Below are 12203 nucleotides of genomic sequence, written 5' to 3'. Positions count from 1 at the left end.
GGACCGGGCTGGGGCCGGTGACCCTGGGAGGGCACATTCCGAACGACGAGGAGGCTTGTCAATGTCCTTCATGGACAAGATCAAGGGCATGCTCAAGGGCCACGAGGACATGGCCGGCAAGGGCATCGACAAGGGCGGCGACCAGATCGACCAGCGGACCGGGAACAAGTACCAGTCGCAGGTCGACACCGGGCAGGACAAGCTGAGGGACGAGTTCGGCACCCCACGCGACCAGGGCGACCCGCCGCGGGGGTGACCCGCGGGGGCGGCTAGAGTCTCCTCCCGATGCACAGCCCCCATGACCCGTACGTCCGCGTCCGCGGCGCCCGCGAGCACAACCTCAAGGGCGTCGACGTGGACATCCCCCGGGACGTGCTGGCCGTGTTCACCGGCGTCTCCGGCTCGGGGAAGTCGTCCCTGGCGTTCGGCACCATCTACGCCGAGGCCCAGCGGCGGTACTTCGAGTCGGTCGCACCCTACGCGCGCAGGCTGATCCACCAGGTGGGGGCTCCGGCGGTCGGAGAGATCAGCGGGCTGCCGCCCGCGGTCTCGCTGCAACAACGCCGCTCGGCCCCCACCTCGCGCTCCTCGGTGGGCACGGTCACCAACCTCTCCAACTCGCTGCGCATGCTCTTCTCCCGCGCCGGGACGTACCCGCCCGGGGCCGAACGGCTCGACTCGGACGCGTTCTCGCCGAACACCGCGGCCGGCGCCTGCCCCGGGTGCCACGGTCTCGGCCGGGTGCACGAGACGACGGAGGGGCTGCTGGTCCCGGATCCGTCGCTGTCCGTCCGAGAGGGCGCCGTCGCGGCCTGGCCGGGCGCCTGGCAGGGCAAGAACCTGCGGGACATCCTCGACACGCTCGGGTACGACGTGGACCGGCCCTGGCGCGACCTGCCCGCCGCACAGCGCGAGTGGATCCTGTTCACGGACGAACAGCCGGTCGTCACCGTCCACCCCGTCCGGGACGCCGACCGCATCCAACGGCCCTACCAGGGCACGTACATGAGCGCCCGCCGGTATGTGCTGAAGACGTTCTCGGACACCCGCTCACCCACCCTGCGGGCCAAGGCGGAGCGGTTCCTCACCAGCGCCCCCTGCCCCGACTGCGGAGGCAGCCGGCTGCGGCCCGAGGCGCTCGCGGTCACCTTCGCCGGCCGGACCATCGCCGACCTGGCCGCGCTGCCGTTGACCGACCTCGCCCGGTTCCTCCAAGGCGACACGGAGACGGCCCGGGTCCTCACCGCGGATCTGACGTCCAGGATCGAGCCGGTGACCGAACTGGGCCTCGGCTATCTCAGCCTGGACCGGGCCACCCCCACGCTCTCGGCCGGCGAGCTGCAACGACTCAGGCTCGCCACCCAGTTGCGCTCCGGACTGTTCGGCGTGGTGTACGTGCTGGACGAGCCGTCCGCCGGACTGCACCCGGCTGACACCGAGGCGCTGATCACCGTACTGGAGCGGCTGAAGGCCGCGGGCAACTCGGTGTTCGTGGTGGAACACCACCTTGAGGTGGTGCGCGGCGCCGACTGGCTGGTGGACGTGGGTCCGGGCGCGGGCGAGCACGGCGGGCGGGTGCTGTACAGCGGGCCGGTGGCCGAACTGGCCTCGGTCGAGGAGTCGGCGACCGCCGCGTACCTCTTCGACGAGTCCCCCGGACCCGTGCGCGAGGTGCGCCGGCCGCGCGGCTGGCTCACCGTGGGCCCGGTGACCCGGCACAACCTGCGCGGTGTGACGGCCGAGTTCCCGCTCGGCGCGTTCACCGCTGTGACGGGTGTCTCCGGATCGGGGAAGTCCACGCTCGTCGGCGAGCTGGCGGAGCGGCCGGCGGGCGTCGAGCGGCTGGTCCGGGTCGACCAGAAGCCCATCGGGCGCACCCCGCGCTCCAACCTGGCCACCTACACGGGCCTGTTCGACGTCGTACGCAAGGTGTTCGCCGGCACGGACGAGGCGCGGGCGCGCGGCTACGGGGCCGGGCGGTTCTCCTTCAACGTGGCGGGAGGGCGCTGCGAGACCTGTCAGGGCGAGGGGTTCGTCAGCGTCGAGCTGCTGTTCCTGCCGAGCACGTACGCGCCGTGCCCCGACTGCGGCGGGGCCCGCTACAACCCCGAGACCCTGCGGGTGCCGTACCGGGGCCGGACCATCGCCGAGGTGCTCGATCTGACGGTGGAGTCGGCGGCGGAGTTCTTCGCGGACATCCCGGCCGCCGCGCGCAGTCTGGGCACGCTGCTCGACGTGGGCCTCGGCTATCTGCGGCTGGGCCAGCCCGCGACCGAACTGTCCGGCGGGGAGGCGCAGCGGATCAAGCTGGCGAGCGAACTGCAGCGCGGGCGCCGCGGCCACACCCTGTATCTGCTGGACGAACCGACGACCGGACTGCACCCGGCCGATGTGGAGGTGCTCACCGACCGGCTGCACGGGCTGGTCGACGCCGGGCACACGGTGGTGGTCGTCGAGCACGACATGACGGTGGTCGCCGGCGCCGACTGGGTGATCGACCTCGGTCCGGGTGGCGGCGACCGGGGCGGCCGGATCGTGGCGGCCGGCCCGCCGGAGCGGGTGGCCAGGACCCGGACCAGTGCGACGGCGCCGTACCTGGCGCGCGTCATGCCCTGAGCCACCAGCGGCCCCCCGGGAACTTGGGGCACCGGTGGTCGACCCGGCAGCGCCGTACCCGGCACACGTCACGCCCCGCGCCGGGCGCGGTCCGCCGGGACCCGGGGCATCGGTGTGGTGAGCGGGCCGGCGCCGGTGTACGGCCCGTGCCGGACGCCGGCGACCAGGGTCGCGTGGGTCCAGGCGGGCTCGGGGCCGGCCGGCTGGGCGGCGTGGGCGAGGGCCCGCCGGTCGGGGTGGGCGCCCGGCGGGATCACCGGCCGGACGTCCACCTCGGCGACCAGGCCCCGGGTGCGGGCCACCCGCCACAGCGAGGCGAGGAAGGTGTCCTCGCCGACGAAGGCCGCCGCGGTGCCGGACCGGCCGTCCCACTGCCGGTAGCGCAGGCGGACCGGCTGGACGGGCACGCCCGCGTCGAGCGCGGCCTGGAAGACGGCGCGGTGGAAGCGGCCGTGGGCGCGCCCGCACCAGGTGCTGCCCTCGGGGAAGGCGGTGACGGCCGCGCCCGTCCGGAGGGCGCCGGAGATCCGTTCCACGGTCTCCGGCAGGGCGCGCAGCCGGTCCCGTTCGATGAACAGGGTCCCGCCGCGCCCGGCCAGGGCGCCGGCCACGGGCCACCGCCGGATCTCGCTCTTGGCCAGCAGCCGGGCGGGGCGTACGGCGGTGAGCAGCGGGATGTCCAGCCAGGAGACGTGGTTGGCGACCAGCAGCAGCCCGCCGGCCGGCGGGGCGGTGCCGGTGATGCCGACGCGCACTCCGGCGGCCCGCACGATCGCCCGGCACCACCGTCTGGTCCAGTCGGCGGGGATTCCGCCCCGCAGGCCTGGGCACCGCCGGCCGAGCGGGGACAGCACCACCCCGGCCAGTACGAGCGCCGTGAGCGCGGCGAGCCGCAGCAGGGCGCGGGGCACGGCCACGACGGTCCCGGCCCGGTCCACGCAGGCGCCCGGGGTGCAGGGCGCGCCGGGCAGCCAGCCGCCCATCAGGCCGGCACGAGGGAGAGGAAGTGCCGCAGGTAGCGCGGGTCGATCCGGCGCATCGACAACAGGACGTACAGGTCGGCGACGCCGAAACCGGGGTCGTGCGCGGGCTCGCCGCAGACCCAGGCGCCGAGGCGGAGATAGCCGCGCAGCAGGGCGGGGAGTTCGGCGCGGGTGGCCGGGAGGCCGGCGTCGGGGACCCACGGCAGCAGGGGCCGGACCCGGAACGCGTCGGGGGCGAGGTGCCGGGAACGGACCCGGTCCCAGGTGGCGGAGGCGAGGGCGCCGCCGTCGGCGAGCGGCACGGAGCAGCAGCCCGCCAGCCACTCGTGCCCCCGGTCGGTCATGTAGCGGGCTATGCCGGCCCAGATCAGGCCGATGACCGCGCCGTCGCGGTGGTCGGGGTGGACGCAGGAGCGGCCGACCTCGACCAGGCCGGGCCGGATCGGGTCGAGCGCGCCGAGCTCGAACTCGCTCTCGGAGCAGAGGCGGCCGGCGACCGCGGCCCGCTCCGGCGGCAGCAGCCGGTAGGTGCCGACCACCTGCCCGGTGGCGATGTCGTGGACGAGCAGGTGGTCGCAGTACGCGTCGAAGGCGTCGACGTCGAGGCCGGGCTCCGGGCTGGTCAGCAGGGCGCCCAGCTCGCCGGCGAAGACGTCGTGCCGCAGGCGCTGCGCGGCGCGCACGCCGGCCTCGTCGCGGGCGAGGGTGACGGTGTAGCGGGCGGGTGCCGCGGGCTGCGGGGGACGGTCGAGGGTGGACACGCCGGTCATGGCACTCTCCTGGTCACGGGCCGGGTCGGCGACAGCGGAGGCGGGTCCTGGTGCGTGCGGCCCGCCGTCCCCTGTTCTTCCGATGCCGGTTGGCGGACGTGTGACGGGTGCCGGGAGAGCGCATGTGGGGATGCTGAACGGCAGGGTCAGCCGTCCTCGGGGGCCCGTCCGGCGGGCCGGGTGTGCCGCCGGGGTAATCAGACGGGGCCGGGTGAGCACCTACCCGGCCCCGCCCGTCCGCCCGTATGTGGGCGAACGTTCACCAAGCGTCCCGGGGGCGCGGGGAGCCGTGGGCGGCCGGCGTCCGCCGGGCCCCGGTCCTCCCCTTCCCCCTGACGGCGCTACCGTCCGACCTTCCGGGTGGCCCGCAGCCACTCCTTGTTCATGCGCGTGATGGAGACGAGCGGGATGCCCTTCGGGCAGGCGGTCGCGCACTCCCCCGCCAGCGTGCACCCGCCGAAGCCCTCCGCGTCCATCTGCGCCACCATGTCCAGCACCCGTGTCTCCCGCTCGGGCGCGCCCTGCGGCAGGACGTTGAGGTGGTTGACCTTCGCCGAGGTGAACAGCATCGCCGCCCCGTTGGGGCACGCGGCCACGCACGCGCCGCAGCCGATGCACTCCGCGTGTTCGAACGCGAGGTCGGCATCGGCCTTCGGCACCGGGGTGGCGTGCGCTTCCGGCGCGGAACCGGTGGGCACGGTGACGTAACCGCCGGCCTGGATGATCCGGTCGAACGCCGACCGGTCCACGACCAGGTCCTTGATCACCGGGAAGGCGGACGCCCGCCAGGGCTCGACGTCGATCGTGTCGCCGTCCTGGAAGGACCGCATGTGCAGTTGGCAGGTGGTGGTGCGTTGGGGCCCGTGCGCGTCGCCGTTGATGACGAGCGAGCACGCGCCGCAGATGCCCTCGCGGCAGTCGTGGTCGAAGGCGACCGGCTCCTCGCCGGAGAGGATGAGCCGTTCGTTGAGGACGTCCAGCATCTCCAGGAAGGACATGTCGGGCGAGATGCCGTCCACCTCGTAGGTGGACATGGCGCCTTCGGCGTCGGCGTTCTTCTGCCGCCAGACGCGCAGGGTGAGCTTCATGCGTAGCTCCGCTGGGTGGGGTGGACGTACTCGAAGACCAGGTCCTCCCGGTGCAGGACGGGTGCCTGGCCGGTGCCGGTGAACTCCCAGGCGGCGGCGTACGAGAACACGTCGTCCTTGCGGGCCGCCTCGCCGTCCGGGGTCTGGGACTCCTCGCGGAAGTGGCCGCCGCAGGACTCGGTGCGGTGCAGCGCGTCGAGGCACATCAGCTCGGCGAGTTCCAGGTAGTCGACGACGCGGTTGGCCTTCTCCAACGACTGGTTGAACTCCGCGCCGGTGCCGGGCACCCTGATGCGCCGCCAGAACTCCTCGCGGATCTGGGGGATGCGCTCCAGGGCCTTGCGCAGCCCACTGTCCGTACGGGCCATGCCGCAGAACTCCCAGAGCAGTTCGCCGAGTTCACGGTGGAAGGAGTCCGGGGTTCGGTCGCCGTCCACCGCCAGCAGCAGGTTCAGCCGGTCCTCGGTCTCGGCGAGCACCTCCTGGACGACGGGGTGTGCGCCGGTGACCGGCTCCTGGTGCGGGGTGCGGGCCAGGTAGTCGTTGATGGTGGCCGGGAGCACGAAGTAGCCGTCGGCCAGGCCCTGCATCAGCGCGGAGGCGCCGAGCCGGTTGGCGCCGTGGTCGGAGAAGTTGGCCTCGCCGACGGCGAACAGGCCGGGGACGGTGGTCTGGAGGTCGTAGTCGACCCACAGTCCGCCCATCGTGTAGTGCACGGCCGGGTAGATCCGCATCGGCACCTGGTACGGATCCTCGTCGGTGATCCGCTGGTACATGTCGAAGAGGTTGCCGTACCTGTCCTTCACGGCCTGCCGGCCCATCCGCCGGACGGCGTCGGCGAAGTCCAGGTACACGCCCTGGCCGCCGGGGCCCACTCCCCTGCCCTCGTCGCAGACGTTCTTCGCGGCGCGGGAGGCGATGTCCCGGGGCACGAGGTTGCCGAAGGAGGGATAGATGCGCTCCAGGTAGTAGTCGCGCTCGTCCTCGGGGATCTGGTGCGGCGGGCGGTCGTCGCCCTTCGCCCTGGGCACCCAGATCCGGCCGTCGTTGCGCAGCGACTCGCTCATCAGGGTCAGCTTGGACTGGTGGTCGCCGGTGCGCGGGATGCAGGTGGGATGGATCTGGGTGAAACAGGGGTTGGCGAAGTACGCGCCGCGCCGGTGCGCCCGCCAGACGGCGGTCGCGTTGGAGTTCATGGCGTTGGTCGACAGGTGGAAGACGTTGCCGTAGCCGCCGCTGGCCAGCACGACGGCGTCGGCGAAGTACGTGTCGATCCTGCCGGTGACGAGGTCGCGCGCCACGATCCCGCGGGCCCGGCCGTCGACGACGATCAGGTCCAGCATCTCGGTGCGGGGGTGCATCTCCACGTTCCCGGCGGCGATCTGCCTGGAGAGCGCCTGGTAGGCGCCCAGCAGGAGCTGCTGGCCCGTCTGGCCGCGGGCGTAGAACGTGCGGGAGACCTGGACGCCGCCGAAGGAGCGGGTGTCGAGCAGGCCGCCGTACTCGCGGGCGAAGGGCACGCCCTGCGCGACGCACTGGTCGATGATCTCGACGGAGATCTGCGCGAGCCGGTGGACGTTGGACTCCCGGGCGCGGAAGTCGCCGCCCTTGACGGTGTCGTAGAACAGCCGGTGGACCGAGTCGCCGTCGTTGCGGTAGTTCTTCGCCGCGTTGATGCCGCCCTGCGCGGCGATGGAGTGGGCGCGGCGCGGGGAGTCCTGGTAGCAGAACTGGACGACGTGGTAGCCCTGTTCGGCGAGGGTGGCGCCCGCGGAGCCGCCGGCGAGGCCGGTGCCGACGACGATGACCGTGTGCTTGCGCCGGTTGGCGGGGTTGACCAGCTTCGCCTCGAAGCGGCGCCTGTCCCAGCGCTCGTGGACGGGCCCGGAGGGGGCCTTGGTGTCGGTCACCGGCGCGCCGGTCGCGTAGTCGGTGTACTCCGGGGAAACGGTCATGTCAGCTCACCACTCCGGTCATGACGCCCACGGGTACGGCGATGAAGCCGGCCGTGAGCGCGGCTGCGAGAATGTCGGCGACGGCCCTCAGGGCGCGGTCGCGGGTGCGGCTGCCGACGCCGAGGGTCTGGGCGGCGCTCCAGAAGCCGTGCCGGACGTGCAGGCCGAGCGCGAGCATCGCGACGATGTAGACGACGTTGCCGTACCAGGTGGAGAAGGTGTCCACGACGTTCTGGTACGGGTGGCCCTGCTGGAAGCCTCCCGGGTGCACGGTGCCGGTGGTCAGGTCCAGCACGTGCCAGACGATGAACAGGCCGAGGATCACACCGCCCCAGCGCATGGTGCGGGTGGCGTAGCTCGCCCTCGGTTTCTTGTGCACGTACGCGCTGGGCCGTGCCCTGAGGTCGCGGCGGCTGAGCTGGTAGGCGGACGTGGCGTGGGCGGCCACGGCGGCGAGGAGGACGGTCCGGACGAGCCAGAGCGTCCACTCGTAGTGCATGAAGGGTTCGCCGGCCGTGCGCAGCCAGTGGGCGTAGTGGTTGAACTCCGCCGGACCGAAGAAGATCTTGAGGTTGCCGATGACGTGGGCGACCAGGTACAGCAGCATGATCACGCCGCTGACGGCCATCACCGTCTTCTTGCCGACCGTGGAGTCCCACAGCGTGCGTGCCATGGACGGTCGCCGGTCCGTCCGCGTTGCCAGAGCCATGAGACAGACGCTAGGCCCGGCGCACGCGATCGGTCCAAGACATGGTCCGGCTCGTTTCGATAGGCGGTGGCTATGCTGGTGGGATGCAGTTCCAGCAGCTCCAGTACTTCGTGGCCGTCGCCGAGACCCGGCACTTCACCCGGGCCGCCGAGTTGGTCCATGTGGCCCAGCCCTCGCTGTCCCAGCAGATCAAGGCGCTGGAGCGGGAGCTGGGCGCGGATCTGTTCCTGCGCGCCCGGGGCAACATCACGCTCACCGACGCCGGTGCGGCACTGCTGCCGCTGGCCCGGCGCATCCTGGCCGACGCGGACACCGCCCGGCAGGAGGTGCAGGAGCTGGCGCAGCTGCGGCGCGGGCGGGTGCGGCTCGGGGCGACACCGAGCCTGTGCACGGGCCTGCTGCCGGACGTGCTGCGCGCGTTCCACGACCTGTATCCGGGAATCCGCCTGCTGATCGAGGAGGGCGGCTCGCACGACCTGGTGCGGGAGCTGGCGCGGGGCGCCCTCGACCTGGCGCTCGTGGTCCTGCCGCTGCCGACGCCGGCGCCCGCGCTGACCACCGTGGAACTGCTGCGGGAGGACCTGGTGGTGGTGTCCTCACCGGAGGCGCCGGTGCCCGGCCGGGGCGGTCGGGTCCTGGAGATCGCCGAGCTGGAGGGGGAACGGCTGGTCATGTTCCGGCACGGGTACGACCTGCGGGAGCTGACCGTCGCCGCGTGCCGCTCCGCCGGGTTCGAGCCGGACTTCGCCGTGGAGGGCGGCGAGATGGACGCGGTGCTGGGCTTCGTGCGGGCGGGGCTGGGGATCGCCGTGGTACCGCGGATGGTGGCCGCCCGGGCGGGGCAGGGGCTACGGGTCACCCCGCTGACCCGGCCGGGACTGCACCGGACCATCGCCCTGGCTCACCGCAGCGACGTGGCGCCGCCCCGGGCCGCCCGGGAGCTTCAGCGGATGCTGCTCGAACGCTGACCCGGGCGGCAAGGGGCGCGGGCCGGGGCACGTCGGCCCGGTGCCCGGCGCGCCGGGACCTCCCCCGCCGTGACACGCCGCGCGGTTCACGCTGGTAGGAGGGCACGGCGCGTCCCCGCCGCACGGTCAGCCGGTCGCGTCCACCAGGGTCAGGTCGTGCAGACGCTCGGGCGGGCCCGGGCGGGCGTAGTACCAGCCCTGGGCCGTGTCGCAGCCCAGGATCCGCAGCTGCTCGGCCTGCGCGCCGGTCTCCACGCCCTCGACCGTGACCGCGAGGTCCAGGCTGTGGGCGAGGGAGACGATGCCCTCCACGATCTTCAGGTCGACGGGGTCGGCGGGGAACTGCTGCATGCCCTGGGTGAAGGAGCGGTCCAGTTTGAGGATGCTCACCGGCAGACGGCGCAGGTTGGCCAGGTTGGAATAGCCGGTGCCGAAGTCGTCCAGGGCGATGTCGACGCCCATCTCCGCGAGCCGGCGCAGCGGTTTGAGCAGGTCGTCGTCGGCGCCGATCAGGGCGGACTCGGTGACCTCCAGGCACAGCGCGTCCGGGGTGACGCCCGCGCGTTCCAGGATGTCGACCGTGTCCTGGACCAGCCCGGGATGGGTGAGCTGGCAGGGCGAGAGGTTGACGTTGATGCGCAGCGGGCCGGCGGCCTGTCCGGCGTGGCGCTCGCGCCAGGCGCGGGCCTGGCAGATCGACTCCTCCAGCACCCAGCGGCCCAGCGGCACGATCAGGCCCGTGTGCTCGGCCAGCGGGATGAACCGGTCGGGGCCGAGGACGCCGTGCTGCGGATGCAGCCAGCGCACCAGCGCCTCGGCGCCGCGCACGCTGCCGTCACCGAGGTGGACCAGGGGCTGGTACTCGATGAAGAACTCACCGCGTTCCAGGGCGGTCGGCAGGGCCGTGGTCAGTCCGTGCCGGGTGATGGCGCGGGCGTCGGCCTCGGGGTCGGCGAGTTCCGAGCGGTTGCCGCCCGCCGACTTGGCCCGGTACATGGTGATGTCGGCGCTGCGCAGGACCTCCGCCGCGGTGCGTTCGCCCGCCGGGCCCTCGACGATGCCGAGGCTGCCGCGGACCAGCAGGTCACGGCCGTCGATGCTGACCGGTGTGACCAGCGCGTTCATGATGCGCTCGGCGAGTTCGTCGACCTCGTGGTCGGTGCCGGGACCGGTGGTCAGGGCCACGAACTCGTCGCCGCCGAGCCGGGCGACCATCTCGCCGGGCGCGGTGGCGCACGACTGCAACCGGTCGGCGACCTCCACCAGCAGCCGGTCGCCGGCCGCGTGACCGAGGCTGTCGTTGATGGTCTTGAAGCCGTCCAGGTCGAGGTAGCACAGCCCGAAGCGCTGGCCCTCGCCCGCGTTCAGGGCCTTCTCCAGCCGCTCGAAGAACAGGGTGCGGTTGGGCAGGCCGGTGAGGGCGTCGTGCGTGGCCTCGTAACGCAGCCGGAGGTTGAGCAGCCGGCGCTCGGTGGTGTCCTCCATCAGGGCGAGCTGGTACTGCGGGTTGCCGTCGGCGTCGCGCAGCAGCGAGACCGTCAGGTTGGTCCACAGGACGGTGCCGTCGGGGCGGTTGAACGCCTTCTCCATGTGGTAGTGCTCGCGCTCGCCGCGCACGAGTTCGTCGTAGAGACGCCAGGTCTGCGGGGCGTCCTCGGGGTGCACCCAGTCCTGGACGCGCCGGCCGCGCAGGGACTGCGGAGAGGCCCCGAACATCCGCAGCAGCGCCTCGTTGACCTGGAGGACGGTGCCGTCGAGGGCGGCGATGCCGATCCCTATGGCGGCGCCCTCGAAGACCGCGCGGAAACGGGCCTCACTGGCGTGCAGCGCCTGCGCGACCAGGCCCTGGGCCTGCAACGCGGCCTGGGCGATGGCCTGCTGCTCGGCGAGGGTGCGTTCCCGCAGTGCCTGGGCGTAGCCGGCGGCCATCGCATGCTGCAACCGTGAGGAACGCATGCGCAGTTCGTCCTGGGGGCCGTCCTCGCCGCAGTACAGGACCAGGTACGCGTCGACGCAGTCCAGGGTGCGGGTGAGCGCCTCCGGGTCGGTGCAGTGCGCCCCGACCAGGGCGGCGCCGACGGCCTTCGCCGCGTCCGCGTCGAAGCTGCGGGCCCGCAGCAGTCGGCTCAACCGGCGGGCCAGCGGCAGAAGTCGCTCCTCGAACTCGGGGCGGGTCAGCGAGGTGGAGGTGACGGGGAAGACCGCCCGGCTCCAGATCGTCGTCAGCCGGCGCAGTCTGTCCTCCGGCCCGTCCGGCTCCGCGGTCACGCCGTACGCCCCACGCCGGCGAAGCCGGAGAAGGCATACGGATCCTCGTCCTCGGGAGCCGAGTCCGGGCGCCAGTGCGGCATCGGCACCAGTCCGGGTTCCACCATGTCGTACCCCTCGAAGAACCGCGCGATCTCCTCGCGCGAGCGCATGATCAGCGGGTTGCGGATGTCCTTGTACACGTCCACGGCACCCTCGGCCCGCTCGGCGGGCACCGGGATCCCCTCGTACGAGGCGTGCGTGAGGATCAGCAGGCTGCCGGGCGCGAGTGCCTCGCGCAACTCGGCCGCCGCACCGTACGGGTCGTCCGCGTCTTCCACGAAGTGCAGTATGGCAACGAGGAGGAGGGCCACTGGCCGATTCAGGTCGATCAGCTGCTCCAGCCGGGGCGCCGAGAGGATCTCCTGCGGCTTGCGCAGGTCGGCGGCGATGACGCCGGCGTCTTCGTGACCCGCGAGGACCGCCTCGCTGTGGGCGACGGCGACCGGGTCGTGGTCGACGTAGACCACGCGGGCGCCCGGCACGGCGGCCCCGGCCACCTCGTGGACGCTGCCGAACGTGGGGATACCGGAGCCGATGTCGAGGAACTGGGTGATGCCCTCCCCGGCCGCGAACCGCACGGCCCGGCGCATGAACGCCCGGTTGGCCTGCATGATCTTCGGCAGGCCCGGCATGAACTCCATGGCCTTGCGGGCCGCTTCCCGGTCGACCTCGAAGTTGTGCGAACCGCCCAGGTAGTAGTCGTAGATCCGTGAGACGCTCGGCACCGAGATGTCGATGCTCCGTGGGGCCCAGGCGGGACGCTCCATGTATGTCTCCAAGGCGTGGACAGGTGTAGGCGATCCG

10 protein-coding genes are annotated in these 12203 nt (G+C 72.7%); 3 read left to right on the top strand and 7 right to left on the bottom strand.

Features of this window, described 5'->3' with window-relative positions; translation table 11 throughout:
- Positions 1–61 precede the first annotated feature (61 nt).
- Complete coding sequence (locus ACF1BE_RS07140; RefSeq protein WP_392197965.1) at positions 62–256, top strand: antitoxin; 195 nt, start codon at positions 62–64, stop codon at positions 254–256.
- Positions 257–285: 29 nt separating this feature from the next.
- Positions 286–2616 carry an ATP-binding cassette domain-containing protein gene (locus ACF1BE_RS07135; RefSeq protein WP_392197964.1) on the top strand — a complete coding sequence of 777 codons (2331 nt, stop codon included), beginning with the start codon at positions 286–288 and terminating at the stop codon, positions 2614–2616.
- 68 nt (positions 2617–2684) lie between these two features.
- Here ACF1BE_RS07135 and ACF1BE_RS07130 read toward each other — a convergent pair whose 3' ends face one another.
- From ACF1BE_RS07130 to ACF1BE_RS07110, 5 genes are all read right to left on the bottom strand, one after another.
- Positions 2685–3599: a lysophospholipid acyltransferase family protein gene (locus ACF1BE_RS07130; protein WP_392197963.1), complete on the bottom strand. Its 915-nt coding sequence runs from the start codon at positions 3597–3599 to the stop codon at positions 2685–2687.
- On the bottom strand, positions 3599–4369 hold the full coding sequence (locus ACF1BE_RS07125) for a GNAT family N-acetyltransferase (protein ID WP_392197962.1): 771 nt from the start codon (positions 4367–4369) through the stop codon (positions 3599–3601). The genes ACF1BE_RS07130 and ACF1BE_RS07125 overlap by 1 nt, the downstream gene beginning before the upstream one ends.
- Positions 4370–4710: 341 nt before the next feature.
- Positions 4711–5457, bottom strand: coding sequence for a succinate dehydrogenase/fumarate reductase iron-sulfur subunit (locus ACF1BE_RS07120; RefSeq protein ID WP_392197961.1), 747 nt, complete (start codon positions 5455–5457; stop codon positions 4711–4713).
- Positions 5454–7412 carry a fumarate reductase/succinate dehydrogenase flavoprotein subunit gene (locus ACF1BE_RS07115; RefSeq protein WP_392197960.1) on the bottom strand — a complete coding sequence of 653 codons (1959 nt, stop codon included), beginning with the start codon at positions 7410–7412 and terminating at the stop codon, positions 5454–5456. The genes ACF1BE_RS07120 and ACF1BE_RS07115 overlap by 4 nt, the downstream gene beginning before the upstream one ends.
- 1 nt (position 7413) lies before the next feature.
- Positions 7414–8085, bottom strand: coding sequence for a succinate dehydrogenase (locus ACF1BE_RS07110; RefSeq protein WP_392198220.1), 672 nt, complete (start codon positions 8083–8085; stop codon positions 7414–7416).
- A gap of 119 nt (positions 8086–8204) precedes the next feature.
- Here ACF1BE_RS07110 and ACF1BE_RS07105 point away from each other — a divergent pair, with 119 nt between their 5' ends.
- The gene (locus tag ACF1BE_RS07105; protein WP_392197959.1) at positions 8205–9089 is read left to right on the top strand and encodes a LysR family transcriptional regulator; all 885 of its coding nucleotides are present in this window, start codon (positions 8205–8207) and stop codon (positions 9087–9089) included.
- 126 nt (positions 9090–9215) lie between these two features.
- Here ACF1BE_RS07105 and ACF1BE_RS07100 read toward each other — a convergent pair whose 3' ends face one another.
- A complete protein-coding gene (locus ACF1BE_RS07100) occupies positions 9216–11357 on the bottom strand; it encodes a putative bifunctional diguanylate cyclase/phosphodiesterase (protein ID WP_392197958.1) in 2142 nt (713 codons plus the stop codon).
- Positions 11354–12166 carry an SAM-dependent methyltransferase gene (locus ACF1BE_RS07095; RefSeq protein ID WP_392197957.1) on the bottom strand — a complete coding sequence of 271 codons (813 nt, stop codon included), beginning with the start codon at positions 12164–12166 and terminating at the stop codon, positions 11354–11356. Before ACF1BE_RS07095 ends, ACF1BE_RS07100 begins: the two co-directional genes overlap by 4 nt.
- Positions 12167–12203 lie beyond the last annotated feature (37 nt).

The sequence above is a fragment of the Streptomyces sp. NPDC014991 genome, assembly GCF_043080665.1.
GTDB lineage: Bacteria > Actinomycetota > Actinomycetes > Streptomycetales > Streptomycetaceae > Streptomyces.
Note: the sequence above shows the minus strand (reverse complement) of the source record. Positions and strands in the feature narration are given on the sequence as shown.

Excerpts from the sequence above, each read along its gene's own strand:
- ACF1BE_RS07140 (WP_392197965.1), top strand. The coding sequence starts at position 62 with ATGTCCTTCATGGACAAGATCAAGGGCATGCTCAAGGGCCACGAGGAC.
- ACF1BE_RS07135 (WP_392197964.1), top strand. The coding sequence starts at position 286 with ATGCACAGCCCCCATGACCCGTACGTCCGCGTCCGCGGCGCCCGCGAG.
- ACF1BE_RS07130 (WP_392197963.1), bottom strand. The coding sequence starts at position 3,599 with ATGGGCGGCTGGCTGCCCGGCGCGCCCTGCACCCCGGGCGCCTGCGTG.
- ACF1BE_RS07125 (WP_392197962.1), bottom strand. The coding sequence starts at position 4,369 with ATGACCGGCGTGTCCACCCTCGACCGTCCCCCGCAGCCCGCGGCACCC.
- ACF1BE_RS07120 (WP_392197961.1), bottom strand. The coding sequence starts at position 5,457 with ATGAAGCTCACCCTGCGCGTCTGGCGGCAGAAGAACGCCGACGCCGAA.
- ACF1BE_RS07115 (WP_392197960.1), bottom strand. The coding sequence starts at position 7,412 with ATGACCGTTTCCCCGGAGTACACCGACTACGCGACCGGCGCGCCGGTG.
- ACF1BE_RS07110 (WP_392198220.1), bottom strand. The coding sequence starts at position 8,085 with ATGGCACGCACGCTGTGGGACTCCACGGTCGGCAAGAAGACGGTGATG.
- ACF1BE_RS07105 (WP_392197959.1), top strand. The coding sequence starts at position 8,205 with ATGCAGTTCCAGCAGCTCCAGTACTTCGTGGCCGTCGCCGAGACCCGG.
- ACF1BE_RS07095 (WP_392197957.1), bottom strand. The coding sequence starts at position 12,166 with ATGGAGCGTCCCGCCTGGGCCCCACGGAGCATCGACATCTCGGTGCCG.